The 26,102-nt window shown below is 62.6% G+C and carries 22 protein-coding genes and 1 pseudogene; 13 read left to right on the forward strand and 10 right to left on the reverse strand.

Going from position 1 to position 26,102, the window contains the following annotated elements; translation table 11 throughout:
* Positions 1 to 73: 73 nt before the first annotated feature.
* A pseudogene (locus OKB81_RS07315) lies at positions 74 to 574 on the forward strand (PA0069 family radical SAM protein); the annotation flags it as partial.
* 6 nt (positions 575 to 580) lie between these two features.
* Here the strand turns inward: OKB81_RS07315 and OKB81_RS07320 are convergent.
* Positions 581 to 754, reverse strand: coding sequence for a hypothetical protein (locus tag OKB81_RS07320; protein WP_164882096.1), 174 nt, complete (start codon positions 752 to 754; stop codon positions 581 to 583).
* A gap of 304 nt (positions 755 to 1,058) precedes the next feature.
* Positions 1,059 to 3,806, reverse strand: coding sequence for a DNA topoisomerase (ATP-hydrolyzing) subunit A (gene gyrA / locus OKB81_RS07325; protein WP_160837641.1), 2,748 nt, complete (start codon positions 3,804 to 3,806; stop codon positions 1,059 to 1,061).
* Positions 3,807 to 4,005: 199 nt separating this feature from the next.
* On the opposite strand from gyrA, the gene ubiG reads away from it, so the two are divergent.
* From ubiG to yfaE, 5 genes are all read left to right on the forward strand, one after another.
* Positions 4,006 to 4,722 (forward strand): bifunctional 2-polyprenyl-6-hydroxyphenol methylase/3-demethylubiquinol 3-O-methyltransferase UbiG, encoded by a 717-nt coding sequence (ubiG, locus tag OKB81_RS07330; protein WP_043155501.1) that lies wholly within the window; start codon positions 4,006 to 4,008, stop codon positions 4,720 to 4,722.
* On the forward strand, positions 4,722 to 5,408 hold the full coding sequence (locus OKB81_RS07335; RefSeq protein ID WP_029314563.1) for an HAD family hydrolase: 687 nt from the start codon (positions 4,722 to 4,724) through the stop codon (positions 5,406 to 5,408). The genes ubiG and OKB81_RS07335 overlap by 1 nt, the downstream gene beginning before the upstream one ends.
* Positions 5,409 to 5,996: 588 nt before the next feature.
* Positions 5,997 to 8,264: a class 1a ribonucleoside-diphosphate reductase subunit alpha gene (nrdA, locus tag OKB81_RS07340; protein WP_010674815.1), complete on the forward strand. Its 2,268-nt coding sequence runs from the start codon at positions 5,997 to 5,999 to the stop codon at positions 8,262 to 8,264.
* A gap of 79 nt (positions 8,265 to 8,343) precedes the next feature.
* Complete coding sequence (gene nrdB / locus OKB81_RS07345; RefSeq protein ID WP_010674816.1) at positions 8,344 to 9,477, forward strand: class Ia ribonucleoside-diphosphate reductase subunit beta; 1,134 nt, start codon at positions 8,344 to 8,346, stop codon at positions 9,475 to 9,477.
* A gap of 48 nt (positions 9,478 to 9,525) precedes the next feature.
* Positions 9,526 to 9,846, forward strand: a complete 321-nt coding sequence (yfaE, locus tag OKB81_RS07350; protein ID WP_160837639.1) for a class I ribonucleotide reductase maintenance protein YfaE — start codon at positions 9,526 to 9,528, stop codon at positions 9,844 to 9,846.
* A 116-nt stretch (positions 9,847 to 9,962) separates the two neighbouring features.
* Here yfaE and mltA read toward each other — a convergent pair whose 3' ends face one another.
* Positions 9,963 to 11,114 (reverse strand): murein transglycosylase A, encoded by a 1,152-nt coding sequence (gene mltA / locus OKB81_RS07355; RefSeq protein ID WP_124245009.1) that lies wholly within the window; start codon positions 11,112 to 11,114, stop codon positions 9,963 to 9,965.
* Positions 11,115 to 11,264: 150 nt separating this feature from the next.
* Between mltA and OKB81_RS07360 the strand changes: the two genes are divergently transcribed.
* Positions 11,265 to 11,516, forward strand: coding sequence for a DUF1289 domain-containing protein (locus OKB81_RS07360; RefSeq protein WP_039040754.1), 252 nt, complete (start codon positions 11,265 to 11,267; stop codon positions 11,514 to 11,516).
* A 298-nt stretch (positions 11,517 to 11,814) separates the two neighbouring features.
* On the opposite strand, the gene fruA is transcribed toward OKB81_RS07360, so the two are convergent.
* From fruA to fruB, 3 genes are read right to left on the reverse strand one after another with little or no spacing between them, the layout of a single operon-like run.
* Positions 11,815 to 13,539: a PTS fructose transporter subunit IIBC gene (gene fruA / locus OKB81_RS07365; RefSeq protein WP_104452953.1), complete on the reverse strand. Its 1,725-nt coding sequence runs from the start codon at positions 13,537 to 13,539 to the stop codon at positions 11,815 to 11,817.
* Positions 13,536 to 14,525 (reverse strand): 1-phosphofructokinase, encoded by a 990-nt coding sequence (gene pfkB, locus OKB81_RS07370; RefSeq protein WP_049636760.1) that lies wholly within the window; start codon positions 14,523 to 14,525, stop codon positions 13,536 to 13,538. The genes fruA and pfkB overlap by 4 nt, the downstream gene beginning before the upstream one ends.
* The gene (gene fruB, locus OKB81_RS07375) at positions 14,525 to 15,625 is read right to left on the reverse strand and encodes a fused PTS fructose transporter subunit IIA/HPr protein (protein ID WP_042017120.1); all 1,101 of its coding nucleotides are present in this window, start codon (positions 15,623 to 15,625) and stop codon (positions 14,525 to 14,527) included. The genes pfkB and fruB overlap by 1 nt, the downstream gene beginning before the upstream one ends.
* A gap of 307 nt (positions 15,626 to 15,932) precedes the next feature.
* Between fruB and cra the strand changes: the two genes are divergently transcribed.
* From cra to OKB81_RS07395, 4 genes are all read left to right on the forward strand, one after another.
* Positions 15,933 to 16,919, forward strand: a complete 987-nt coding sequence (gene cra / locus OKB81_RS07380) for a catabolite repressor/activator (protein WP_010674823.1) — start codon at positions 15,933 to 15,935, stop codon at positions 16,917 to 16,919.
* Between the two features lie 612 nt (positions 16,920 to 17,531).
* Entirely contained in the window at positions 17,532 to 18,725 is a 1,194-nt protein-coding gene (locus tag OKB81_RS07385; RefSeq protein ID WP_041215115.1) for an aromatic amino acid transport family protein, read from the forward strand.
* Between the two features lie 243 nt (positions 18,726 to 18,968).
* Entirely contained in the window at positions 18,969 to 19,373 is a 405-nt protein-coding gene (locus tag OKB81_RS07390) for an antitoxin Xre-like helix-turn-helix domain-containing protein (protein WP_041211580.1), read from the forward strand.
* Positions 19,373 to 20,062 carry an RES family NAD+ phosphorylase gene (locus OKB81_RS07395; RefSeq protein ID WP_042017126.1) on the forward strand — a complete coding sequence of 230 codons (690 nt, stop codon included), beginning with the start codon at positions 19,373 to 19,375 and terminating at the stop codon, positions 20,060 to 20,062. Before OKB81_RS07390 ends, OKB81_RS07395 begins: the two co-directional genes overlap by 1 nt.
* Positions 20,063 to 20,365: 303 nt before the next feature.
* Here the strand turns inward: OKB81_RS07395 and OKB81_RS07400 are convergent, their stop codons facing one another.
* Positions 20,366 to 21,766 (reverse strand): DEAD/DEAH box helicase, encoded by a 1,401-nt coding sequence (locus tag OKB81_RS07400; protein ID WP_160837637.1) that lies wholly within the window; start codon positions 21,764 to 21,766, stop codon positions 20,366 to 20,368.
* 305 nt (positions 21,767 to 22,071) lie between these two features.
* Here OKB81_RS07400 and OKB81_RS07405 point away from each other — a divergent pair, with 305 nt between their 5' ends.
* The gene (locus tag OKB81_RS07405) at positions 22,072 to 22,881 is read left to right on the forward strand and encodes a substrate-binding periplasmic protein (protein WP_160837635.1); all 810 of its coding nucleotides are present in this window, start codon (positions 22,072 to 22,074) and stop codon (positions 22,879 to 22,881) included.
* Between the two features lie 87 nt (positions 22,882 to 22,968).
* On the opposite strand, the gene aroC is transcribed toward OKB81_RS07405, so the two are convergent.
* Positions 22,969 to 24,057, reverse strand: coding sequence for a chorismate synthase (gene aroC, locus OKB81_RS07410; protein ID WP_042017130.1), 1,089 nt, complete (start codon positions 24,055 to 24,057; stop codon positions 22,969 to 22,971).
* Between the two features lie 16 nt (positions 24,058 to 24,073).
* Entirely contained in the window at positions 24,074 to 25,009 is a 936-nt protein-coding gene (gene prmB, locus OKB81_RS07415) for a 50S ribosomal protein L3 N(5)-glutamine methyltransferase (RefSeq protein WP_160837633.1), read from the reverse strand.
* Between the two features lie 65 nt (positions 25,010 to 25,074).
* On the opposite strand from prmB, the gene smrB reads away from it, so the two are divergent.
* A complete protein-coding gene (gene smrB, locus OKB81_RS07420; RefSeq protein WP_049636766.1) occupies positions 25,075 to 25,599 on the forward strand; it encodes an endonuclease SmrB in 525 nt (174 codons plus the stop codon).
* 89 nt (positions 25,600 to 25,688) lie between these two features.
* Here smrB and OKB81_RS07425 read toward each other — a convergent pair whose 3' ends face one another.
* The gene (locus tag OKB81_RS07425; protein WP_041211466.1) at positions 25,689 to 26,099 is read right to left on the reverse strand and encodes an SRPBCC domain-containing protein; all 411 of its coding nucleotides are present in this window, start codon (positions 26,097 to 26,099) and stop codon (positions 25,689 to 25,691) included.
* Between the last annotated feature and the right edge of the window lie 3 nt (positions 26,100 to 26,102).

Below are 26,102 nucleotides of genomic sequence, written 5' to 3' on the forward strand. Positions count from 1 at the left end.
AACCAGCGGGGCTGACGCCCCGGCGAAATTCCCCTCCCACCTACGTCGGAGGGAGTCCCCTTTCGCATTTAAGATGGTGTCGGTCACCACCCTCAATGAGACGCTGAGGCGACAGTTGGAGCCCAGGGCCAGCACGGGGGTTGGGCGGATCAAGGTGATCGAACGACTGGCCAAGGCCGGTGTGCCGGTCGGCGTGCTCGCCGCCCCCATGATCCCCAGGCTCAACGAGCCTGAACTGGAACAGATCATCAAGGCCGCCGTCGACGCCGGGGCGGGCGGTGCGGATTACATCTTGCTGCGATTGCCCCACGAGCTCACCACCCTCTTTTGCGACTGGCTCGATACGCACTATCCCGGCCAGAAAGAGGCGATCCTCAACCAGCTGCGGGCAAGCCGGGGTGGCTCACTCAACAGCGCCACCTTTGGCAGCCGCATGCGAGGTGAAGGACTGTTTGCCGACCTGCTCGCCCAGCGCTTTCGCCTGATCAGCAGGCGGCTGCAACTGGGCAAGCGCCATATGGCACTCAATACAGCCGCCTTCATCCGCCCGGGCGAGCAGTTGCGTCTGTTCTGAGCACCGTCAGCCCCGTGGTCTCGGCGGGCAGCTCCCCGCTGGGTGGCGCTGTGCAATCAGCTCCGCAGGCAGGCGTGATGGCTCGTGCGCCACCTCCTCCTCATCCACCCTAAGGCGCGCCTTCTCCTGCCCTCCCCACATCCGGCTCCACCAGATTTCCCACATTACCCAGCTCGTCATAACAGTGCTCCTGGCAAGCGATGCCTGCCTCTGTGGTGGCCTCATTCAACGCAGGCAGCATGGCTGGCCGTCATGACAGGGCCATGACAGCCGAGTGAAGGAATCGTGTTGATGCGATGGGACCAACCCTGCATATCAGGAAGATGACGCCGTGGCAGGCAGGGCTGCATGCACGGCAGACGGAGCCTGGCAGCAGAAAAGAGGGCGCCAGGGCAAGCACAGGGACGGGGAGAGCCTGCGGTGAGGCGGACAAAAAAAGAGCGACCATCAAGGTCGCTCTTTTGCACCGGACAAAGGGGGACGATTACTCGTCGCCCGCCTCCCCGGTATCGACGGCGCCAGCGTCCGCTGCGGTGTCGGTGCCTTCAGACACCTCCCCTTCAACAGCCAGGGCCTCGGTTTCCTCTTCGTCGCTCTCGGCAACGCGCTGCAGACCGACTACGGTCTCGTCTTCACCGGTACGGATCAGACGCACACCGCCGGTGTTGCGGCCGATGACGCTCACCTCGGACACCCGGGTACGAACCAGGGTACCGCCGTTGGTGATCAGCATGATCTGGTCGGTATCTTCGACCTGGATCGCATCGATTACCTTGCCGTTGCGCTCATCCACCTTGATGGAGATGACGCCCTGGGTACCCCGGCTCTTGGTCGGGTACTCGTCCAGCGCGGTGCGCTTGCCGTAGCCGTTCTCGGTGGCGGTGAGGATGGCACCATCGCCACGGGGCACGATGAGGGAGACCACCTTGTCACCGGCGCCCAGCTTGATGCCGCGCACGCCAGCAGCGGTACGACCCATGGGACGTACGCCCTTGAAGGTGCCCTTGCTTTCGGTGCCTTCGCCGTTGTCACTGCCATCATCATCGTTGCCGGCGTCGTCATCGGTGTCGACTTCGTCAGTGGCATCGGCATCGGCGCGACCGCTGCCTTCCGCGAAGCGAACCACCTTGCCCGCATCGGAGAAGAGCATGATCTCGTTGCTGCCATCTGTGATGTCCACCCCGATCAGCTCATCACCCTCTTTGAGGTTGATGGCACGGATACCGGAGGAGAGCGGACGGCTGAAGTCGGACAGGCTGGTCTTCTTCACGGTACCGTTGGCGGTAGCGAAGAAGACATACTTGTTGGCGTCATATTCTTTCACCGGCAGGATGGCGGTGATGCGCTCACCCTCATCCAGCGGCAGCAGGTTGATGATCGGACGACCGCGGGCACCACGGGACGCTTCCGGCAGCTGATACACCTTGAGCCAGTAGACCTTGCCACGGGTGGAGAAGCACAGAATGGTGTCGTGGGTGTTGGCCACCAGCAGACGCTCCACAAAGTCCTCTTCCTTGATCCGGGTGGCCGACTTGCCACGACCACCGCGGCGTTGGGCCTCGTAGTCGGAGAGCGGCTGATACTTCACATAGCCCTGGTGAGACAAGGTAACGACCACGTCTTCCGGGGTGATCAGATCTTCGATGTTGATCTCGGCGCTGGACATGCTGATCTCGGTGCGACGCTCGTCGCCGTACTGCTCGCGCACGGCCAGCAGTTCGTCACGGATCACTTCCATCAGGCGCTCGGGGCTTGCCAGGATGTGCAACAGCTCGGCGATGAGATCCAGAAGAGACTGGTACTCTTCCAGGATCTTCTCGTGCTCGAGGCCGGTCAGCTTGTGCAGACGCAGGTCAAGGATGGCCTGGGCCTGGATCTCGGTCAGGAAGTACTGCCCTTCACGGATGCCGAACTCCGGCTCCAGCCACTCGGGGCGAGCCGCGTCGTCGCCCGCTTTTTCCAGCATGGCGGCCACGTTGCCGAGTTCCCAGCCCTTGGCTACCAGGGCGGCTTTCGCATCCGCCGGGGTCGCACTGTGGCGAATGAGCTCGATGATGGGGTCGATGTTGGCCAATGCCACCGCCAACCCTTCCAGGATGTGCGCCCGATCCCGCGCCTTGCGCAGTTCGAACACGGTCCGGCGGGTCACCACTTCACGGCGGTGCAGCAGGAACGCATCCAGGATCTCTTTGAGGTTCATCACCTTGGGCTGGTTGTTGTCCAGCGCCACCATGTTGATGCCGAACGTGGTCTGCATCTGGGTGTGCTTGTAGAGATTGTTCAGCACAATCTCGCCGGACTCGCCGCGCTTGATCTCGATGACGATGCGCATGCCGTCTTTGTCGGACTCATCGCGCAGGGCGCTGATGCCCTCGATTTTCTTCTCTTTGACCAGCTCGGCGATCTTCTCGATCAGGCGAGCCTTGTTCACCTGATAGGGGATCTCGTGAACGATGATGGTCTCGCGACTGGTCTTCTCGTCCACTTCCACCTCGGCCTTGGCCCGCACATAGACGGAGCCGCGACCGGTACGGTACGCCTGCACGATGCCGGAACGGCCGTTGATGATGCCGCCGGTGGGGAAATCCGGACCGGTGACATGGGTCATCAGCTCGTCAATGGTGAGGTCGCCGTTTTCGATCAGCGCCAGGCAACCGTTGACAATCTCGGTGAGGTTGTGAGGCGGGATGTTGGTCGCCATGCCCACCGCGATACCGGAGGAGCCGTTGACCAGCAAGGTGGGGACCTTGGTGGGCATGACAGCCGGGATCATCTCGGTGCCGTCGTAGTTAGGCACCCAGTCCACGGTCTCTTTGTCCAGATCGGCCAGCAGCTCGTGGGAGATGCGCGCCATCCGCACTTCGGTGTAACGCATGGCCGCGGCGTTGTCGCCGTCCACCGAACCGAAGTTGCCCTGACCGTCGACCAGCATGTAGCGCATGGAGAAATCCTGCGCCATGCGGACGATGGTGTCATACACGGCGATGTCGCCATGCGGGTGATATTTACCGATTACGTCACCGACCACACGGGCCGATTTTTTATAGGGCTTGTTCCAGTCGTTCCCCAGCTCGTTCATTGCATACAGAACGCGGCGGTGAACCGGTTTCAAGCCATCACGCACATCCGGCAGAGCTCGTCCTACGATCACGCTCATGGCGTAATCCAGATAGGAACTCTTGAGCTCTTCTTCGATGTTGACCGGCGTGATCTCTCTGGCCAGATCGCTCATAGAAAGCCTTAATCCCTAATTAGTTGTTCTTTGGCTTAAACAGCGCGACATGGTAACACACTGAGCCAAATACATTAAGCCACAAATCCGATGAGCACATCGGGCTGGTGCGACGAAGTCGGTCCGTTATAATGCGCGCCAGGACAATAGATTGCGCGCGCCCAGCCCGCTGCGCGCCTTGCCACAGGATCATCAAAACATGAATAGTGATGCCAATGTCGATCTGACAGAAATCGCCAAATTTGAAGCCATCGCCTCCCGCTGGTGGGACATGGAGGGCGAATTCAAGCCGCTGCATCAAATCAACCCGGTGCGCCTTGACTGGATCACCGACAAGAGCGGCGGCCTGTTTGGCAAGCGCGTGCTCGACATCGGCTGCGGTGGCGGCATCCTCTCCGAGAGCATGGCCCGCCGGGGGGCCCGGGTCACCGGCATCGACATGGGCAAGGAACCCCTCGGCGTCGCCCGCCTGCACGCGCTGGAACAAGGTGTGGAGCTCGAGTACCGCCAGATCACCGCCGAAGCCCACGCCGATGAAGCGCCTGGCCAGTATGACGTGGTCACCTGCATGGAGATGCTGGAGCACGTGCCGGACCCGGCCTCGGTGCTGCGCGCCATCGCCACCCTGGTACGGCCGGGGGGCAAGGTGTTCGTCTCCACCATCAACCGCAACCCCAAAGCCTATCTGATGATGATCCTCGGGGCCGAGTACCTGTTGAAGATGGTCCCCAAGGGCACTCACGATCACAAGAAGTTCATCACTCCCGCCGAACTCTGTCGCATGGGGGAAGCGGCGGGCCTGCTGGTGCGGGACATGAGTGGCGTTCACTACGCCCCGCTCTCCAACAGCTTCAAGCTCGGCAAGAATGTCGACGTCAACTACATGGTGGCGTTCGAGCGCCCGGAGCAAGGCTGATGAGCACACCTCACCCGATGCCCCTTGGCTGCGTGCTGTTTGATCTGGACGGCACCCTGCTCGACACCGCGCCAGACCTTGGCGCCGCCGTCAATCACGTGCTGATAAGCGAAGGCTTTGCCCCGCTCTCTGACGACATCATCCGCCAGACCACCTCCCACGGGGCCCTGGGGCTGCTCAGGGCCGGTCTTGGTGACGAGCTGCTCGAGGAGCTGGGGGCCACCCGCCTTCGCACCGCTCTGCTCGACTACTACGCCGCCAACCTCTGCGTCGGCACCCGCCCCTATGAAGGCATGGTGGATCTCATCGAGTGGCTCGACGAGAAAAAGCTGCCCTGGGGCATTGTCACCAACAAGCCGGGTTTTCTCACCGAACCGCTCTTGGCAGCCCTGCCCGAACTCGCCAGTTGCGGCGTGACGGTGAGCGCCGACACCCTGCCGGTGCGCAAGCCCGACCCCGCCCCCATGTTCTTTGCCTGCGAGCGGCTCGGCATCGCGGCCAGCCAGTGTCTCTATGTGGGGGATCACGTGCGCGACATCGAGGCCGGCCGCAATGCCGGCATGCGTACCGCGGTGGCTGGCTGGGGTTATCTCAATGATGACGAGGATCCGGCCCTCTGGGGCGCCGATCTTCACTTTGATACCGTGCAGGCCCTGCACCACTGGCTGCGCTACGAGCTGAGCTGACACGTTCATTGCCCATGAGCGACAAGGCATCCGGATAGAGGTGGATCTGCGGGGCAACTTTGATGTTGTCCCGATGGCCATGTGGGCATCTGCCCCGGCGCGCAGCTCCCCCCGCAGCACACCAGAGGGATCCCGGACGATCCCTCTTTTTATGGGCTTGGCAACCCCCCGAACGGCGTAACAGGACACCTTTTGACCCTGACTGCACAAGGGATGAGCAGACCGGATTTGCTAGTAAAAACACCCTGCTTTCGCAAGCAAAAAAAGTTATTTTAATTTTCCATCTTCGATCGCCGGACTTGCATTTGACGGATCGGATGGATGAAAACCCGTTCGCTGTGAGCGTCCACTAACTCCCGTCCCGACACCCACAATTTATCCACAGCTAATGCGTTATCCACAGATTGCATTACCGCATCGACCTCACTATCTTGTAGTTCGCATTAAAAATAACACTACATCTTGTGATTCATCGCACAATCCCTGCCCAGTTTCCCTCGACAGACGGAGCCGGGTTGCGCCATTGTGCGATGGCTTTTCGGGAATCAACCGATACCGGCAGGTATCAATGAAAGGGGTCATCAGCCAATGAACTTGTTTGTGACGAAGCGTAACGGACACAAAGAACCCATCGATCTGGATAAAATTCACCGTGTGCTCGACTGGGCTGCCGAGAAGCTCGACAACGTGTCGGTCTCCCAGGTGGAGCTCAAGTCCCACATCCAGTTCTATGACGGTATCCGTACCGCCGACATCCACGAGACCATCATCAAGGCTGCTGCTGACCTCATCTCCGAGCAAAGCCCGGACTACCAGTACATGGCTGCCCGTCTGGCCATCTTCCACCTGCGCAAGAAGGCCTACGGCCAGTTCGAGCCGCCCCACCTGTATCAGCACGTCGCCAGACTGGTGGACATGGGCAAGTACGACAAGCACCTGCTGGAAGACTACACCCAGGCGGAATTTGAGGAGCTGAACGGCTACCTCGATCACTGGCGCGACATGGACTTCTCCTACGCGGCGGTCAAGCAGCTCGAAGGCAAGTACCTGGTACAGAACCGCGTCACCGGCGAGATCTACGAGAGCCCGCAGTTCCTCTACATCCTGGTAGCAGCCTGCCTCTTCTCCAAGTATCCGAAAGATACCCGTCTGGACTACATCAAGCGCTTCTATGATGCGGTCTCGACCTTCAAGATCTCCCTGCCGACCCCGATCATGAGCGGGGTGCGCACCCCGACCCGCCAGTTCAGCTCCTGCGTGCTGATCGAGTGTGACGACAGCCTGGATTCCATCAATGCCACCGCCAGCGCCATCGTGCGTTACGTTTCCCAGCGCGCCGGCATCGGCATCAACGCCGGTCGCATCCGTGGTCTGGGCAGCCCCATCCGTGGCGGCGAAGCCTTCCACACCGGCTGCATCCCCTTCTACAAATACTTCCAGACTGCGGTGAAGTGCTGCTCCCAGGGCGGCGTGCGCGGCGGTGCGGCCACCCTGTTCTACCCGCTGTGGCACACCGAGGTGGAGAGCCTGCTGGTACTGAAAAACAACCGCGGCGTGGAAGAAAACCGTGTTCGTCACATGGACTACGGCGTGCAGATCAACAAGCTGATGTACCAGCGCCTCATCAAGGGCGGCGACATCACTCTGTTCTCCCCGTCCGATGCACCAGGCCTCTATGACGCCTTCTTCGCGGACCAGGACAAGTTTGAAGCGCTCTACGTCAAGTACGAGCAGGATCCGGCCATTCGCAAGAAGACCCTGAAGGCGGTGGATCTCTTCTCCCTGATGATGCAGGAGCGCGCCGGTACCGGTCGCATCTACATCCAGAACGTGGATCACTGCAACACCCACAGCCCGTTCGACCCGTCTGTGGCGCCGGTACGCCAGTCCAACCTCTGCCTCGAGATTGCGCTGCCCACCAAGCCGCTCAACAACGTGGATGACGAGGACGGCGAGATTGCCCTGTGCACCCTCTCCGCCTTCAACCTGGGCGCCATCGAGAAGCTGGAAGATCTGGAAGAGATGGCCGAGCTGGCCGTGCGCGCTCTGGACGCCCTGCTCGACTATCAGGACTACCCGCTCAAGGCCGCCAAGAAGGGCAGCATGAACCGCCGCACCCTGGGTATCGGCGTCATCAACTACGCCTACTACCTGGCGAAAAACGGTGCCCGCTACTCCGATGGTTCCGGTCTGGCCCTGACCCACCGCACCTTCGAGGCGATCCAGTACTACCTGCTGAAGGCCTCCGTGCAACTGGCCCGCGAGTTCGGCCCCTGCCCAGCCTTCAACGAGACCACCTATGCCCAAGGTATCCTGCCCATCGATACCTATAAAAAGGATCTGGACACCCTGTGCAATGAACCCCTGCACCTGGACTGGGAAACCTTGCGCGAAGAGATCAAGACCGTGGGTCTGCGCAACTCCACCCTGACCGCCCTGATGCCGAGCGAGACCTCCAGCCAGATCTCCAACGCCACCAACGGCATCGAGCCGCCCCGCGGCCTGGTGTCGGTGAAAGCCTCCAAGGACGGCATCCTCAAGCAGGTGGTGCCGGAGTACCACCGCCTGAAGGATCAGTACGAACTGCTGTGGAAACAGCCGAGCGTCGACGGTTACCTGCAGCTGGTCGGCATCATGCAGAAGTTCGTGGATCAGGCGATCTCCGCCAACACCAACTACGACCCGGCCCGCTTCGAAGGCAACAAGGTGCCGATGAAGCAGTTGCTCAAAGACTTGCTGACCGCCTACAAATACGGTCTCAAGACCCTCTACTATCACAACACCCGTGATGGTGCCGACGACACCCAGACCGATCTGCAAGATGACGGCTGCGCTGGCGGGGCTTGCAAGATCTAACCGCGAAACGCACTGATAAACCGGGCGGGAGCATCAAGCTCCCGCCCTCCTGTTTTCCCTATTTCACGGCATTCGAACCATGGCTTACTCTACTTTTTGCCAGACCCAAAACGATCAGCTCAAGGAGCCGATGTTCTTCGGCCAGTCGGTCAACGTGGCCCGTTATGATCAGCAAAAGCACGACATCTTCGAGCGGCTTATCGAGAAACAGCTCTCCTTCTTCTGGCGCCCGGAAGAGGTGGACGTCTCCCACGACCGCATCGACTTCCAGGCTCTGCCGCCCCACGAGCAGCACATCTTCATCTCCAACCTGAAGTACCAGACCCTGCTGGATTCCATTCAGGGCCGCAGCCCCAACGTGGCCCTGCTGCCCCTGGTCTCCATCCCGGAGCTGGAGACCTGGATCGAGACCTGGGCCTTCTCCGAGACCATCCACTCTCGCTCCTACACCCACATCATCCGCAACATCGTCAACAACCCGGGCCAGGTGTTCGACGACATCGTGACCAACGAGCAGATCTTGAAGCGCGCCGGCTCCATCAGCCACTTCTATGACGATCTCATCGAGGCCACCTCCGTCTATCACCTGCACGGTGAGGGGACCCACCGGATCGGGGATCGCGAAGTCACCATCAGCCTGCGGGAGCTCAAGAAGAAGCTCTACCTGTGCCTGATGAGCGTCAACGCCCTCGAAGCAATCCGCTTCTACGTGAGCTTCGCCTGCTCCTTCGCCTTCGCCGAGCGCGAGCTGATGGAAGGCAATGCCAAGATCATCAAGATGATCGCCCGTGACGAAGCGCTGCACCTGACCGGCACCCAGCACATGCTGAACCTGATGCGCAGCGGCAACGACGACCCCGACATGGCGGAGATCGCCGTCGAGTGCGAGCAGGCCTGCTTCGAGCTGTTCAAGGAGGCAGCCCTGCAGGAGAAGGAGTGGGCCGAGTACCTGTTCCAGGATGGCTCCATGATCGGCCTGAACAAGGACATCCTCTGCCAGTACGTGGAATACATCACCAACCTGCGCATGGCGGCCGTCGGCCTGCAACCGGCCTTTGCCGGCACCAAGCAGAACCCCATCCCCTGGATCAACACCTGGCTCTCCTCCGACAACGTGCAGGTGGCGCCCCAGGAAGTGGAAGTGAGCTCCTATCTGGTGGGTCAGATAGACAGTGAAGTGCACGCCGACGATCTGGGTGACTTCGAGCTGTGATGCTAGGCGACCTCTGCTGGCAGGCCATGATGCGGGAGAGCGACGTCCGTGAGTGACGCCACCGCCACCCTGAACGCGCCCCTGCATACCGCCACCACGGCGCCGGAGGGGCAAGCCCCCCAGGTACAGACCCTGGACGGTGTGCTGCACCCCCATCCCGGCGAAAGCCTGCTGGAGACCCTGGAGCGCCACCGTCATCACGTGGAGTTCCAGTGCCGCAGCGGCTATTGCGGCGCCTGCCGCACCCCGCTGCTGGCGGGCAAGGTGCACTACGCCGCCATCCCGCTCGCCTTTGTCTCCCAGGGGGAGTGCCTCCCCTGCTGCTGTCAGCCGGTGGGCGCCATCAAGCTCGATATCCGAAAGGGCTGACGGCCCTTGTCGCCAGATCTGCCCCGCAAACAAAAAGCCGCCGGATTGCTCCGGCGGCTTTTTTCATGGGAATGTCCCGTCTCTTGAGGGAAATGAGGGACCATGACCCTCTTGCGTTACAACCAGGGGGCGGCGGTCGGCCCGTGGTGCAGACCCAGCTTCCAGACCCGGCCAAAGTGCTTGTAGTGACCGGCCGCGACACCGGCTTTCTCCCCCATGCCGTGGTAGAGGTCAAGGTGGCCCTTCTTCACCGCGCCCCCCACATCCAGCGCAATCAGCAGCCGCAGCTGGTGCTTGCCGGTCCAGTTGCCCTCTTTGTCCAGCAGCGGCACTTCCGCGAGGATAGGGGTGCCCATCGGCAGCAGGGTCTTGTCGGCAGCCACCGCCGCCATGGGCAAGAGCGGAATGCCGGCGGCCCCCACCACGTCGTTGGTGGGACGGCGCTCGAAGAAGACATAGGAGGGGTTCTGCTCCACCAGCTCCTTCACGCTCTCTTCCGGCTGACGATTGGCCCACTCCTTGATGGCCTTCATGGACATCTGCTCCTTGGGCACTTCGCCACGGTCGATGAGCACCCGGCCAATGCTGACATAGCCGTGGCCGTTCTTGCCGCTGTAACCAAGGTACTGCAACCGGTCGTCATCGCCGTAGTGAACGAAGCCGGAACCCTGCACGTCCATCAGGAAGTTGTCGATGAGGGATTTGCTGTAGCCCAGCTCCAGCCCCCGGTTGGCCAGCGCCCCCCGGTGGATCTCGGCCCGGCTCGGGCAGCGACCGCCGCAGTTGGGCATGGCATAGATGGGATACTTGTACTGGGCGTCCGGGCGATGGCGCACCTCCAGCACCGGCGAGTAGTAGCCGGTGAAGAGCACGTTGCCCATGCGGTCGGCACCGCCAAGCTGCGCCAGGCTGATGCCGTACTGGGTGATATGGGCAGGATTGCCCCCATTGGCGACCCAGCGTGAGAGCTGACGGTAGAGCTCCCCATAGCGGCTCGCCATGCGGCCGGAGCGTTCCATCACCATCCGGCTCTGGGGACCGAACTTGCTGTAATCGGCGCGGGCGCGGCTGTTGACCCGCTCCACCCGCACCAGATCCCCCGGCAGGGTACCATCCAGATACTGCTTGCCCAGATTCACAGGGATCTCGCAGTTCAGAAAACATCCGGATTCCGCCTTCTTCTGGGGCACCTTGACCGGTTCAGGGTTGCCCGCACAACCGGCCAGCCCCACCACGGCGGCGGCCAACCAGTACGCATGTCTATTCATATGTCCTCATATAACACCGAGTGTCTTGCACGGCGGGGAAGATGCCAAAATTGCCCGGGGAAAGCAAACGCCTTCACGCCCCCGACGACGGATTTCTCCTGCCGTGATCTTCTGGGTTATAACAAGGTGACAAGGTGTGAGAGGTCATGGATGGAACAGCTCGAAATCTTCCCGCTCCAGAGCCCCTGTGTCGGGGTCTGCGAACTGAACAACAAGGGGTATTGCAAGGGATGCCTGCGAAGTCGCGAGGAGCGTTTCAACTGGCTTGCCATGACCCCTGCCCAGCAGCAGGAGGTGATGCGCCTGTGCCGCAGCCGCAAGGCCAGGGTCGAGGCCGCCCGCCGCAAGGCGCAGGCCGCAGAGGCGGCCGATCCGCCGCCCCCGCCGGGCTGGGATTTTTAAATCCCACGTTGCCCCTCCCCTCAACAAGAAAGGCGGCCCCAGGGCCAATGCTGTTCAGATAAGCACATTTTTGACTAATTATTCATAAATGCGACTTGAGTTGGGGGAGCAAGGCTGTTTCCAGTCGATGTTCCTTCAGCCTTTATCCAGCGTGGCTTGCAATAGAAAGAGGGAGGCATCATGCCTCCCTCATTTTTAGCCCTGATACTACGTGGACTGGAACTCAAATTCTCTTAAGTGAACAGCATTGGGCCCCAGGGCCGCCTTGTCATGAAGAGTGTGTCACGCCGTGACGTCCTCAGGCGGTCGCCAGCTTGGCCTGCTCCTCGCCACGCTTGAGCATGGCGTAGGCCACCCCGGTCACCAGAGAACCGGCGGCGATCGCCAGGATGTACATCATCACATGGCTGATGGCGTTCGGGATGAAGAGCACGAACAGACCACCGTGGGGTGCCACCAGCTCGCAGCCGAACAGCATGGAGAGCGCACCGGTCAGGGCGCCGCCCACCATGCAGGCCGGGATGACGCGCATGGGATCCTTGGCGGCAAACGGGATGGCCCCCTCGGAGATGAAACACAGACCCAGCACGAAGGAGGCCTTGCCCGCTTCCTGCTCCGCCTTGATGAACTTTCTGCTGGCCAGGAAGGTCGCGATCCCCATCCCCAGTGCAGGCACCATGCCGGCGGCCATGACCGCTGCCATGGGGGCATAGGTCTTGGAGGCGAGCAGGCCGACACCGAAGGCATAAGCCGCCTTGTTGACCGGGCCCCCCATGTCGAAGCACATCATGGCGCCGATGATGACACCCAGCAGCACGGCGTTGGCAGAGCCCATGTTGTTGAGGAACTCGGTCATGGCGTTCATGATGCCCGCCACCGGGCCACCCACCACGTAGATCATCACCAGACCGGTGAACAGGCTGGCAAAGAGCGGAATGATGAGGATGGGCTTGAGGGCTTCCAGGGTGACCGGCAGGCGCACCTTGTCGCTCAGGAACTTGGCGCTGTAACCAGCGAGGAAGCCGCCGACGATGCCGCCAAGGAAACCGGCGCCGAGCGAGCTTGCCAGCATACCGGCGATCATGCCGGGCGCCAGACCCGGACGGTCGGCGATGGAGTAGGCGATGTAGCCTGCCAGCACCGGGATCATCAGGGCGAAGGCGGAGCCGCCACCTATCTTCATCAGGGCCGCGGCCAGCGTCCCCTCTTCCTTGAACGCTTCAATGCCGAAGATGAAGGAGAGCGCGATGATAAGGCCCCCCGCCACCACCATGGGCAGCATGAAGGAGACACCGGTCAGCAGGTGCTTGTAGGGGCCCGCCTTTTCCTCTTTCTTGACCGCAGCCGCGCCGCTGTGGCGATAGACCTTCGCCTCGGTCCAGGCCTTGTCGAGCTCGGCCCGGGTTTTCTTCAGGGCAGCCCCCGTGCTGGTGCGATAGACCGGCTTGCCGTCAAAGCGCGCCATGTCCACCTCGATGTCAGTGGCGAGGAACACCAGATCGGCGGCGGCAATCTCGTCCGCCGTCAAGGCATTCTGGGCACCGACCGAGCCCTGGGTTTCGACGCGGATCTGGTGACCCAGCTGCTTGGCCATGGTCTCCAGGGCCTCGGCCGACATGAAGGTGTGGGCCACCCCGGTCGGGCAGGCCGTCACCGCCACGATGCGCTTGGCACCGCTGGCCGGTTTGGCAACGGCAGGTGCCGCCTCATGGCGATAGACGCTGGCACCGCTTCGCGCGGCGTCCAGCAGGGCAGCGGGATCCTGGAGCGCTAGATCCATGTCGCCCCGATAGAGCGACTTGCCGTCATAGGCGGCCAGATCCACCGGTGCGCTGGCAACGACCAGCACCAGGTCGGCGGCGGCAATCTGCTCTTTCGAGGGAACCTGACGGGGCTGCACGCTGGACTCGACGTCGAGGGTGAGCTCCCAGCCAGCCAGTTTGGCCTGCTGTTCTATCCGTTTTGCAGCGAGAAAGCTGGTGGCAATGCCCGCCGGGCAAGCCGTAACCAGAATTGCTTTCATTGGGCATCTCCTGAGTTAGCCATCAAATGGGGTTGGGGTTGAGTCGGTGCCAGATCATCCAGACGCTGTACGCGCACCTGCTCGAGTAACGGTTTGAGCACATTGATATCGTTGAAGCCGACCGCGACCTGGCTCACCGCCAGTGCCGAGACGGCGGTGGCCAGACGCAGGGTCTGCTCCGGCGTCCAGTCCAGGCTCATGCCATGGACCAGGCCCGCCACCAGGGAGTCGCCGGCACCCACGGTGCTGACCACCTCCATGCGCGGCGGAATCGCCTGCCAGGTGGCATCCGGTGCAAACCAGATGAGGCCGTCGGCACCATTGGAGATCACCACGTTGGGGATCCCGCTTGCCTGCAGCGCGCGGGCGCACTCGGCCTGCTCGCTCAGGGTCTTCACGGGACGACCGGCCCACTGGCTCAGCTCTTCCAGGTTGGGTTTGACCAGGGTCGGCGCCGCCTTGATCCCTTCGCTCAACGCCGCGCCGCTGCAATCGAAGATCACCTGCTTGCCCTTGGCCTTGAGCAGGCGGATCAGATGGCCACAGTAATCGGGGGACACCCCTTTGGGCAGGCTGCCCGCCAGCACGAACCAGTCGGTGTGGGGAGCCAGTCGCTCCAGCGCCGCTTCCAGGGCGCTGACATCGCCTTCCTGCACGGCGAGTCCCGGCAGATTGAGATCGGTCACCCGGCCGGATTGTTCGGAGATCTTGACGTTGATCCGGGTGTCGCCCGCCACGCGCACGAAGTGATCGGCAAGGGCACGTTCCTCGAACAGGGAGACGAAGCTCTGCTGGTTGCCCTCACCGAGCCAGCCGGTCAGGCCTACGTCACGGCCGAGATCTTTCAAGACCATGGCGACGTTGATCCCCTTGCCCGCGGCGCGCAAGTTGGCCTCGCTCACCAGATTGACCTCGCCAGGGTGCATGGCCTCCAGACGGGTGGTGAGATCGAGCGCGGGGTTGAGGGTGATGGTGACGATGTCCATCAGTGCGCCCCCTCGCCCAAGCCGGCGGCAATGGCTTCGCCAATGCCCTTGAGGGCTGCTTCGGCATCCGCTCCTTCGGCGCGAAACGCCAGACGATGACCGCACTTGACCCCAAGCCCGATCACCTTCATCAGGCTCTTGGCAGAGACGGCTTCACCGCTGCCATCGAGGTTGGCGACGCGGATGTCGGATTCATACTCCTTGGCCACCTTGACCAGCATGGCGCCCGGACGGGCGTGCAGACCGTGAGGGTTGATGATGGTGAAGGTCTCGGAAAGCCCGCTCGCCGGACCCGCCTGCAACATGGCAAGACCGTCGCTGCCAGAGAGGGTGGCCAGCTGGCCGGCTGCGGCCAGCTTGGCCAGATTCTCGAGTTGCGGCAAATGGCCGCTATCTGCGGCACACAGCAGCAGCAGGGCGCTGACCGGCAATTCACCGACGTTCAGCGGGGTGCTCGGGGTGGCCAGCACCCAACCGGTCTGGGCCGCTTGCGCACGGGCCAGCCAGATGCCCTCCCCCAGGTGAACAGGCTGACTGGCCAGGAGGGCGCTCACCATGGCTGCGTCTCCCCAGCCTGCGGATTTGGCGCGGGCCGCAGCCCCCAGCAGCAACTGGTCCTGGTCGTCGGCCGGGAAGTCCGCCAGGGTCAGGTATTGCACCTCTTTGGCGCCAGTCGCGCCAGTCAGGATATTGATGATGGTCTCTTCGTCGGTCGCCCCCTTGAGCTGGGCTGCGGCCTGCTCGTCACCCAGCACGTGGGTGAGCTGGCGCAAGATCCCCAGGTGCTCATCGGACTTGGCGGCGATGCCGATGGCGACGTAGGCAATCTGCCCCTCGTCCCACTCGATGCCGTGGGGGAACTGGGCCACCATGACGCCGGTGCTCTTCACCAGATGACGGGTGTCCGTGGTGCCGTGGGGAATGGCGATACCGCTGCCAAGATAGGTGGCGTGCTGCGCTTCCCGCGCCAGCATGCCGTCCACGTAACCTGCTTCAACCAGACCGGCGTCGGTCAGTTTGCTTGCCAGCAGGGCGATGGCGTCCGCCTTGGTCGTCACCGATTGTCCCAGCAGGATTTGCTGTCGCGCCAACTTCAACATAGAGATTCTCCATCAGGTCCGGCTTCGCCTCGCTGCGTACCGGCTCAACTCAACTCGATTTTTGGGTAACTTGCCTGCTGACAATAGACGGTGATCTCTCGCTTTGGTGAGCCGGAACCCATTTCCAAGTGCAGATAATCATCCGTTACTGACAAGCTGAATCGTTTCAATTACACTCAGACTGAATCGTTTCAGCGCATTGTTCAAGATCCCGCAGAAAGTACGTTTCAATGATATGATCCCGCGCACACTTTTCGGCGCCCCAACCAGGAACCGGCGCGGGCCTTGCAACTCAAACAGAGCCAACATGATGAAACTGGATGAAATCGCCGCGCTGGCCGGTGTCTCTCGCACCACCGCAAGCTATGTGATCAATGGCAAGGCCGATCAATACCGCATCAGCCAGGCAACCCGCGACAAGGTGATGGCCGTGGTCCATGCCCACAACTATCAGCCGGACAGCCGCGCCGCTTCCCTGCGCGGCGGCCAGACCCGCACCCTCGGCTTCATCCTGCCCGACCTCGAAAACGCCAGTTACGCCAAGCTCGCCAAGCGCCTGGAGCAAGGGGCCCGCACCCAGGGTTATCAGTTGCTCATCGTCTGCTCGGAGGACGATCCGGACACCGAAAAGGAGCTGGCCCGGATGCTGGTGAGCCGCCATGTGGATGCGCTCCTGGTGGCAAGCTGCCTCCCCCCGGCGGATCCCTTCTACCTGGAGCAGCAGTCCCGGGGCGTGCAGATCCTCGCCATTGACCGTGCCATGGCCACCGAGCACTTCGTCACCGTGGCGAGTGAAAACCAGAAGGCGAGCCTGGACCTCACCGCCTCCCTGCTCACCCCGGCCATCGGTCATATCGCCTTGATCACTGCACTGCCGGAACTGACGATCAGTCAGGAGCGAAAAGCGGGCTTCGAACAGGCCATTGCCAGTCACAGTGCGACCCGCCACCTGTGTGAAGGGGCCCACTTCTCGCGCACCGAAGGGTATCGCCTGATCAAGACGCTCCATCAGCAGCTCGGCCAACTGCCCGAGGCGCTGATCACCACCTCCTACATCCTGATGGAGGGGGTGCTCGACTACCTGCTGGAGCAGGAGGCCGACATGAGCCAGCTCGCCATGGCTACCTTCGGGGATGACCGTCTGCTCGATTTCCTCCCCTTTGGCATCAACTCCCTGCCCCAGCAGCACGACGCCCTGGCAAGCCAGGCCCTGACGCTGGCCCTCAAGGCGGTCAATGGCGACTACCAGAGCGGCCTGCACTATGTGAGCCGTACCCTCAAACGCCGCCGCTGACCCGGCAACGACGCACCACCCCGGGGGCGGCCCGCAGTGCCAGCCCCTGAGCCTCCTCCCCCACACCTGCTTGTGTTCTCCCCTGTTGTCTCAGCTTTGCCCTTCGCCTTCTGGCTTTGAGGTGATCTGCCGGGCGGCAACCCCGCGCCAGGGCACGTTTATCGGCGCCTCGGCTCGCTATAAGTGAAAATGATGGCTTTTGGGAGTATGACCCGATGTTTGCTTATATCGGGCCAGTCGCACCACCAGGGCCCCGTGTTACCCTCTGCAAGCCCTGTTGCCGCCAACGCGGGCGCTCTCGATGTCGACCCGCAACGCAGCCTGACGGGCAGCCTCCCCCTGAGGGGCGCGTTTTTTCGGCGCATGGCGCAATGTGTCACTTTTTATTGCCACCCTTCGGCTTGCTACAGCACAAAATCCGCTTTTAAGGGGTTGTTTCCGCCATTTCAATCCGCTAACTTGGCAACCAATTTTTACAACTGACAGGTTTCAGGTACAGATGTATCCACACCGATATTGCTAGCCTCCGGCTTTTCCCCGGAGGCGCCTCCCGACACAGCCAACTGGCTCTCTCTTGTTTGCAACAGCGCCCCTCACTTTCGGATGGATGACATGAATACCAAGACCCTGGGTTGTACCCTGTTGATTGCCGGCACCACCATAGGCGCCGGCATGCTGGCCCTGCCGCTGGCCTCCTCGTCCCTGGGCGGCCCCGCCACCCTGATGCTGATGATCGGCCTCTGGGCCCTGATGGCCTTCACCGCCATGCTGCAGGTGGAAGCCAGCCTCAGCACCGGCAAGTGGTACCTGCACCAGCTGGCGGATCACCTGCTCGGCCCCTGGGGCAAGGGCATCGCCTCCTTCTGCATCCTGATGCTGTTCTACGCCCTGGCCTCCGCCTACATCAGCGGCGGCAGCAGCCTGCTGGCCCAGGCACTGGCCGATGCCGGCCTGCCCCTCGGCCAGGAGCAGGCGGCCTGGGTCTTTACCCTGCTGTTTGGCGGCATGGTGTGCGTCGGCACCAGGCAGGTGGATTACCTCAACCGCCTGATGTTCACCGTGAAGCTGGTGATCATGGTGGCGGTGCTGGCGCTGCTGCTGCCCCGCGCCCAGGGGCAGCACCTGCTCTCCATGCCCCTCGGGGAAGGCTTGCTGCTGGCGGGCCTGCCGGTCATCTTCACCTCCTTCGGCTTCCACGGCTCCATCCCGAGCGTCATGCTCTACCTCGGGGACAACCCCAGGCAGTTGCGCCGAGTCTTCGTGTGGGGCTCCGCCTTGCCGCTCGTGCTCTACGTGCTGTGGCAGATCGCCATACTGGGGCTGCTGGGTCAGCAATCCCTGATCCAGACCGGCGGCGCCCTGGACAGCCTGCTGGCCAACGTCGGCGGCCTGGTGAGCTGGCCCGCCTTCAACCAGGCGATGCATCTGTTCGCGGATCTCGCGCTCGCCACCTCCTTCCTCGGGGTGACCCTGGGACTGTTCGACTTCATGGCCAAGGTGACCCGTCGCAAGGACAACTGGCAGGGCCGCACCCAGACCGGCCTCATCACCTTCGTGCCGCCCCTGCTGTTCGCCCTCTACTTCCCGCAAGGCTTCATCATGGCGCTGGGTTACGCCGCCATTGCGCTGGCGGTGCTGGCGGTGCTGCTGCCGGTGGCCCTGGTGTGGCAGAGCCGCAAGCAGGCCGAAGCAGACCACTACCGCGTCCCGGGTGGCGTGCTGGCTCTGGGTCTGGCCGGTGCCATGGGGGTACTCATCGTCGGGGTACAGGTCAGCGTCAGCATGGGGCTGCTGCCCGCCCTCTGATCTCCTCGACCCGACAAACAGAAACGCCGCAAAGAGACACGCCCCGCCAACCCAGTTGGCGGGGCGTGTCATTGGCACGGGCTCACTTGGCCGACCCGCGCCCCTCCTCGCGAAGCCCATCCAACAATGAACATTTGAGTGCAACCATGTATAGATATGTACATGACTGCGCCCCTGCCCTACACTGCTTAGCAGACAACCCATGATCCCGTGCCCGTCTGGCACGCCAACCCGGGAGGCAACATGGTCGCCACCGCATCTCTTCCCCGGCAACAGCCCGCCGTCGATCCCAGCAAGGCCCTGCCCGTGGTGTTTCGCATCCTGGACAAATGGCAGTGCAGCACGGATGAACAGCTCAGGCTGCTTGGCATTACCTCCCGCTCCACCCTGAACAAGTACAAGGAGGCCAGCGGCGGTATTCGGCTGAGCGCCGATCTCCAGGAGCGGATGAGCTATCTACTCAACATCCACAAGAGCCTGCGGCTGCTGTTCAGCCTGGATGAGAGCATCTATGGCTGGGTGCGCAAACCCAACAGCCACCCCTTCTTCGCCGGGCGTAGCGCCATGGAGGTCATGCAGGGTGGGCGGGTGGCCGATCTCTACGAAGTGGCCACCCGGCTGCACGCCTGGCGCGGGGAGATGGCCTGATGTCCTCCCCGCCCTTGCGCACCTTCCACAATGCCTGCGCCTATCGCATCATTCCGAGCCGCTTTCCCCCCATCTGCCTCTATGAAGACGTCGCTACCGCCGACGAGCTGGAGGCGGTCTGGGCCGTCGAGGCGCTGACCAACGACAGACTGAGGGAAGAGGCGGGCGAGCTGATGCGGGTGCCCAGGGAAGACTGGCTGGTGGGGCTGCCCGGCGGCAGCTATGTGATGGCCGCCTTCACCCACCTCAATCCCGAGGGTGCCCGTTTCACCACGGGGGACTTTGGCGGCTACTATTGTGCCCCCTCCCTCGACACCGGCATCAAGGAGACGGTCTACCACAGGGAGCGGATCTTCGGGTACACCCGGGAGCCGGCCCAGAAGGTGCAGATGCGGGTGATCCAGGCGCAGTTCAGCGCCAGCCTCATCGACATCACGGGCCCGGCGTTTTTGCCAGGCCCCCTCTATCACGCCACCGATTACGGCCCCGCCCAGGCCTTCGCCCGGGAGCAGAAGGTTGCTGGGGCGGACGGCATCCACTACCGCTCGGTGCGCCACCCCGGTCACGACTGTCACGTGCTCTATCGCCCCCGTCTGGTCAGCCGGGTGGACCACGCCCGTCATCTGGAGTACCACTGGAGCGGCGAGGCCATCACCCATGTACTGGAAATTCGCCTCTACGGTGAATAGCGTCTACCAGGACAAAAAGCCCCGCCAGATTGGCGCAATGCTGTTCACTTAAGAGAATTTGAGTTCCAGTCCACGTAGTATCAGGGCTAAAAAATGAGGGAGGCATGATGCCTCCCTCTTTCTATTGCAAGCCACGCTGGATAAAGGCTGAAGGAACATCGACTGGAAACAGCCTTGCTCCCCCAACTCAAGTCGCATTTATGAATAATTAGTCAAAAATGTGCTTATCTGAACAGCATTGCGCCAGATTGGCGGGGCTTTTTGTATCAACCGAACAGCCGGGGTGCCTGGCTCCCTGGCCGCTTACTGGTTGTGGCTGGCGCGACGGGGACGACGGGCCTGGGCCGGTTTGCCAGTGCCGCCTTCCGGACGCTGACCGCCCTGGGGCTTGGGCTTGCCACCGTTGCCGGAGCGATTACCACCGCCATTGCCACCGTTGGCAGAACGACCGGCACCCTGACGCTGGCCCTGACCTTGCGGACGCGGCGCACGGCGCTGCTCGCTCGGATCGCGCGGCTCTTTGCGAAGCGGCGCGCCGATGCCACGGGCGATGTTGTCGAGGGTCTCGCGGGAGGCTTCAAAACCGGCCACCTGCTCGCACGGAATGTTCTGCTTGGTCAGACGCTCGATGGCCTTGATGAGCTTGCCTTCATCGGCCGCGACCAGGGAGATGGCGTGACCGGCAGCGCCGGCACGACCGGTACGGCCGATACGGTGCACGTAATCTTCCGCCACGTTCGGCAGCTCGAAGTTGACCACCTGCGGCAGTTTGTCGATGTCCAGACCACGGGCGGCGATGTCGGTCGCCACCAGCACCTTGACGCTGCCATCCTTGAAACCGGCCAGGGCACGGGTACGGGCACCCTGGCTCTTGTTGCCGTGGATGGCGGCGGCGCTGACGCCATTCTTGTCGAGGGTCTCGGCAACGCGGTTGGCCATGTGCTTGGTACGGGTGAACACCAGCACCTGCTGCCAGTCGTTGCTGGTGACCAGATGGCTCAGCAGGGCAATCTTGTTGGCCTTGTCACAGGGGTGTACCAGCTGCTCGATGCGCTCGGCGGTGCTGTTGCGCGGGGTCACTTCGATCACCGCCGGGTTGTCCAGCAGACCGGTGGCCAGCTCGCGAATTTCGTCGGCGAAGGTGGCAGAGAACAGCAGGTTCTGGCGCTTCTTCGGCAGCAGGGCCAGAATACGGCGGATGTCGCGGATAAAGCCCATGTCGAGCATGCGATCCGCTTCGTCCAGTACCAGGATCTCCACTTCATCGAACTTGACGGCGTTCTGGTTGTAGAGATCCATCAGGCGGCCCGGGCAGGCCACCAGCACGTCCAGACCACGGCGGGTCGCCATCATCTGCGGGTTGATGCTCACGCCGCCAAATACCACGTGGCTGCGGATCGGCAGGTGTTTGCCGTAGTTGCGCACGCTCTCGCCCACCTGGGCGGCAAGCTCGCGGGTCGGGGTCAGCACCAGGGCACGGATGCGGTTCGGGGAGACCTTGCGCTTGCTTTCAGTCAGACGCTGCAGCATCGGCAGGGTAAAACCTGCGGTCTTGCCGGTCCCGGTCTGGGCGGCGGCCATCAGATCACGGCCAGCCAGTACCGCCGGGATCGCTTGTTGCTGAATGGGAGACGGGGTGTCGTAGCCTTGCTCGGCAACGGCACGCAACAAGGGTTCGGCCAGACCGAGGGAAGTAAAACTCATAGTTACCTGCTAGGGATAGGGGCGCCAAAGATCGTGGTGGGGCTCCTCTGCTGAGCCGATGCCATCTCACAGGATCCGGGCCTATAGAGAAAACAACGATTTCCCCGGGGAGCAGAGCAAAGGGGAAAGAATAGAGGCGCAGTCTAACGGAGTTGGCGCACTTAGACGAGGAAAATGTGATGCACCTCCCAGCGCGGCTGGAAATAGCGACAAAGGCAGGACAAAATGGCCCGAATCGCCGTATGTATCAAAGCCCCTGCACAGCCTGCCGGGGACGGCGCGATACACGGAACAGGAGGTTTTGATTGAAACGGAAGTTCACCCCCACCGCCCGGCGCATGCTGGGCCTCGTCTTGCCCCTGCTCTTCGCCCCGCCCCTCGTCGCCAGGGAGACCCTGTCGGTGGCCTGGAGCCACTGGCCCCCTTTCAGCCAGATCGCTGCCGACGGCACCCTCGGCGGACTGGACGTGACCCTGACCCGCCAGATCCTGGGCAAGGCAGGCGTTGAGCCCGCCTTTCGCAACCTACCCTGGGCCCGGGCCCTCTACCTCATGGAGCGCCAGCAGCTGGACGTGGCCATGGGCGCCCTGAAAACCCCCGAGCGGGAGCGGTTCGCCCGCTTCTCCGCCCCCTATCGGCGCGCCAGCTTCGTGCTGCTGAGCCAGCGCCCGCAGGCCGGGGAGCCCGACGGCTGGCAAGGGTTCACCGCGCTGGCAACCCTCTGCCAGGCCAAGGGGCTTCGACTTGGCAAGCTGCGGGGTACCCGCCCCCTGCCGATGAACGAGGAGTGCCCTGCCCTCGGGCAGGCGAGTGAATACAACAGCGATGACAGGCTGCTCACCCTCTTGCTGGCGCGCCGCCTCGACGGCGTCATCATGGAGTGGCAATACGCCCGCTACCAGCTCGGGGCGAGCAATGCCATCCAGTGTCAGGTGCTCTTGCACCAGCAGCCGGTGCGCCTGATGTTTGCCAAAAAGGCCGTGAACGATGAGGCGCTCGCCCGCATCGATGCCGCCATCGCCACCCTGCCCTCACCGGATCCCGCCTTTGCGCCGCCCCGCTGCCGCCTGGACGCAACCCGGCACCCATCGCTCTCGACGCCATCGGCCCCCTGACGCCGACGCCGGCAAAAAACCATGAAAAAGGCGACCCTGGGGTCGCCTTGTGGTATCTGGTGATCACTCACCTGGCCCGCAGCGTGATCAGCGCAGCTGCGGGGTCTGGGTGTGCACGCCCTGGTTCTGGGCGCGGTGGCGCAGCAGGTGATCCATCAGCACCAGGGCCAGCATGGCCTCGGCGATGGGCACGGCACGGATGCCGACGCAGGGGTCGTGACGCCCCTTGGTGATCATCTCGGTGGCCTCACCGCTGGTGGTGATGGTCTTGCCCGGCACCGTGATGCTGGAGGTAGGCTTGAGGGCCATGCTCACCACGATCTCCTGACCCGACGAAATGCCCCCCAGGATGCCCCCCGCATGATTGCTGGCAAAGCCGGTCGGAGTCATCTCGTCCCGGTGCTCCGAGCCTTTTTGCTCCACCACCGCGAAGCCGTCACCGATCTCCACCCCTTTCACCGCGTTGATGCCCATCATGGCGTGGGCGATGTCGGCGTCGAGGCGGTCGAACACCGGCTCCCCTAGGCCTACCGGCACGTTGCGCGCCACGACGCACACCTTGGCCCCCACGCTGTTTCCCTCTTTCTTGAGGGCACGCATGTATTCATCGAGCGCCTCCAGCTTGCCCGCATCGGGGAAGAAGAAGGGGTTCTGCTCGATCTGGCTCTCGTCGAACCCTTCCGCCTTGATGGGGCCGAGCTGGGAGAGAAAACCCACGATCTCGATGCCGTGCACCTGTTTCAGGTACTTCTTGGCGATGGCGCCCGCCGCGACCCGCATGGCGGTCTCGCGGGCCGAGGAGCGGCCGCCGCCACGGTAGTCACGCTGGCCGTACTTCTGGTGATAGGTGTAGTCGGCGTGGCCGGGTCGGAACAGATCCTTGATCTCGGAGTAGTCCTTGGAGCGCTGATCGGTGTTCTCGATGAGCAGCCCGATGGAGGTGCCCGTGGTCTTGCCCTCGAACACCCCGGAGAGGATCTTCACCTCGTCCGCCTCGCGGCGCTGAGTGGTGTAGCGGGACGTACCGGGCTTGCGCCTGTCCAGATCCCCCTGCAAATCGTCTTCGCTTATCTCCAGCCCCGGCGGGCAGCCGTCGACCACGGCGCCCAGCGCCAGACCGTGGCTCTCGCCGAAAGTGGTGACCCGAAAGAGTTGGCCGAAACTGTTCCCTGCCATGAATGCTCCTTGCTGCTTAGTTCTTGTAAATGGCGAAATGGGCCTGGTACTGCTCGAGCTCTGCGCGGGTCATCACAAAGACGCCGTGGCCGCCGTTTTCGAACTGGACCCAGGTGAAGGGCACCTCGGGGAACTGGGCTTCCAGGTGGATCATGCTGTTGCCCACCTCGACCACCAGCACGCCATCCTCTTTCAGGAAGTCGGCGGCATTGGCCAGCAGACGTTTGGTGAGCTTGAGGCCGTCGGAGCCCGACGCCAGGGCCAGCTCCGGCTCGTGGCGAAACTCCTCCGGCAGATCCGACATGTCCTCGGAGTCCACATAGGGCGGGTTGGAGACGATGAGATCGTACTTGTCACCGGCCGGCAGATCCCGGAACAGATCGGAGCGAATGGGGATAACCTGCTGCTCCAGCCCGTGATCGTTGATGTTGCGCTCGGCCACGTTGAGGGCATCGACGCTGATGTCGATGGCATCCACTTCCGCATGGGGGAACTCGTGGGCCATGATGATGGCGATGCAGCCGGAGCCGGTGCACAGGTCCATGATCCGGGTCGGTTCGTCTTTCAGGAAGGGGGCGAAGCGGTTGGCCACCATCTCGGCGATGGGGGAGCGCGGAATGAGCACCCGTTCGTCCACGTAGAATTCCCAGCCCGCATACCAGGCCTTGTTGGTCAGGTAAGGCGCCGGAATGCGCTCCTGCACGCGGCGGATGATGAGCTCAGCGATGCGGTGGCGCTCGCTGGTGGTCAGGCGGGAGTGGCGCATGGCGGGATCCACGTCCGGCGGCAGATGTAACGCGGGCAGCACCAGTTGCACGGCCTCATCCCAGGCGTTGTCGGTACCATGTCCGTAGAAGATCCCGGCGTCGTTGAAACGACTCATGGCCCAGCGCAACATGTCCTGGATGGTGTGCATTTCGGCAACCACCTCATCGATAAATATCTTGTCCAAATCCACCTCCAAGTCGAGTAATATCCGGCCCGAGAATTTTATACAGCGAGCAAGACGAGTACCTGATGAAAAATACGCCCTCACTCACAGACGAGGAAAGCCTGCTGTTTCGTGATGCTGTCAAAGGTACCCGGAAAATTAAGCAAGATACCATAAGGGCCTCCTCAAGCCCGGTCAAGCAGAAACGCGAAGTGCGCGAGAGCCGCGAAAAGCTTGGGGTTGACCACTTTTTCAGCGACGAGTACCAGCCCCATCTCGAGGCGGACGGGCCGACCCGTTACGTGCGCGACGACGTGTCAAAATTCGAGCTGAAAAAGCTCAAGCGCGGCAGCTACCCGCCGGAGATTTATCTGGATCTGCACGGCATGAACCAGCACCAGGCCAAGCAGGAGCTGGCGGCCCTGCTCACCCTGTGCCGAAAAGAGAACATCCACGTCGCTTCGGTGATGCACGGCATCGGCAAGCACATCCTCAAGCAGCGCATCCCGAGCTGGCTGGCCCAGCACCCCGCTGTGCGCGCCTTTCACCAGGCGCCGCGGGAGTGGGGGGGCGAGAGCGCCATCCTGGTGCTGCTGGACATCGAGGAGTGACCCCCTTCCCCGCCCCGCCCCGCCCCGGGCGAACGCCATAAAAAAACCACCGCCAGCTTGCGGTGGTTTTTTATGGCGCCCCACAGGGGTCAGCTGGCGGCTTCCATATGTCGCTTGAAGTTATCCAGGATGCTCTGCCACCCCGCCCGCTGCTGTTCGCCGCTGTGCAGGGACTCGGCATCGAACCGCTCCTCCACCCGGGTGCCCCCCTGCTCTGCCACGAACCGCACGCTCACCTCGCGGCCATCGTCCATGACGTAGCCGAGCCCCGTCGGCGCGGTGACCTCGGTGAAGGTCCCCTCGAAATCAAACCCCGTGCTGCCATCCCGCGCCGCCATGTGGTGGCAAAAACGCCCACCCACCCGCAGATCCACCCGGCTTTGGGGGCAGTGCCACTGCGGGGAGGCGGCGTTCCACGCCATGATGCTGGCGGGGGTGTTCCAGCCCTGCCACACATCGGCAATCGGCCTGGCAACCCAGACGCTGACGCTTATCTTCATCTC

It is taken from the genome of Aeromonas sp. QDB56, assembly GCF_027705505.1.
Lineage (GTDB): Bacteria > Pseudomonadota > Gammaproteobacteria > Enterobacterales > Aeromonadaceae > Aeromonas > Aeromonas caviae.

What these genes read in the sequence shown, in the direction of transcription:
- nrdB (WP_010674816.1), top strand. Translation starts at nt 8,344, where the DNA reads ATGGCTTACTCTACTTTTTGCCAGACCCAAAACGATCAGCTCAAGGAG.
- OKB81_RS07335 (WP_029314563.1), top strand. Translation starts at nt 4,722, where the DNA reads ATGAGCACACCTCACCCGATGCCCCTTGGCTGCGTGCTGTTTGATCTG.
- gyrA (WP_160837641.1), bottom strand. Translation starts at nt 3,806, where the DNA reads ATGAGCGATCTGGCCAGAGAGATCACGCCGGTCAACATCGAAGAAGAG.
- OKB81_RS07385 (WP_041215115.1), top strand. Translation starts at nt 17,532, where the DNA reads ATGAATACCAAGACCCTGGGTTGTACCCTGTTGATTGCCGGCACCACC.
- fruA (WP_104452953.1), bottom strand. Translation starts at nt 13,539, where the DNA reads ATGAAAGCAATTCTGGTTACGGCTTGCCCGGCGGGCATTGCCACCAGC.
- OKB81_RS07320 (WP_164882096.1), bottom strand. Translation starts at nt 754, where the DNA reads ATGACGAGCTGGGTAATGTGGGAAATCTGGTGGAGCCGGATGTGGGGA.
- OKB81_RS07395 (WP_042017126.1), top strand. Translation starts at nt 19,373, where the DNA reads ATGTCCTCCCCGCCCTTGCGCACCTTCCACAATGCCTGCGCCTATCGC.
- cra (WP_010674823.1), top strand. Translation starts at nt 15,933, where the DNA reads ATGATGAAACTGGATGAAATCGCCGCGCTGGCCGGTGTCTCTCGCACC.
- pfkB (WP_049636760.1), bottom strand. Translation starts at nt 14,525, where the DNA reads ATGGACATCGTCACCATCACCCTCAACCCCGCGCTCGATCTCACCACC.
- fruB (WP_042017120.1), bottom strand. Translation starts at nt 15,625, where the DNA reads ATGTTGAAGTTGGCGCGACAGCAAATCCTGCTGGGACAATCGGTGACG.
- smrB (WP_049636766.1), top strand. Translation starts at nt 25,075, where the DNA reads ATGAAAAATACGCCCTCACTCACAGACGAGGAAAGCCTGCTGTTTCGT.
- aroC (WP_042017130.1), bottom strand. Translation starts at nt 24,057, where the DNA reads ATGGCAGGGAACAGTTTCGGCCAACTCTTTCGGGTCACCACTTTCGGC.
- OKB81_RS07425 (WP_041211466.1), bottom strand. Translation starts at nt 26,099, where the DNA reads ATGAAGATAAGCGTCAGCGTCTGGGTTGCCAGGCCGATTGCCGATGTG.
- nrdA (WP_010674815.1), top strand. Translation starts at nt 5,997, where the DNA reads ATGAACTTGTTTGTGACGAAGCGTAACGGACACAAAGAACCCATCGAT.
- OKB81_RS07400 (WP_160837637.1), bottom strand. Translation starts at nt 21,766, where the DNA reads ATGAGTTTTACTTCCCTCGGTCTGGCCGAACCCTTGTTGCGTGCCGTT.
- OKB81_RS07390 (WP_041211580.1), top strand. Translation starts at nt 18,969, where the DNA reads ATGGTCGCCACCGCATCTCTTCCCCGGCAACAGCCCGCCGTCGATCCC.
- OKB81_RS07360 (WP_039040754.1), top strand. Translation starts at nt 11,265, where the DNA reads ATGGAACAGCTCGAAATCTTCCCGCTCCAGAGCCCCTGTGTCGGGGTC.
- ubiG (WP_043155501.1), top strand. Translation starts at nt 4,006, where the DNA reads ATGAATAGTGATGCCAATGTCGATCTGACAGAAATCGCCAAATTTGAA.
- mltA (WP_124245009.1), bottom strand. Translation starts at nt 11,114, where the DNA reads ATGAATAGACATGCGTACTGGTTGGCCGCCGCCGTGGTGGGGCTGGCC.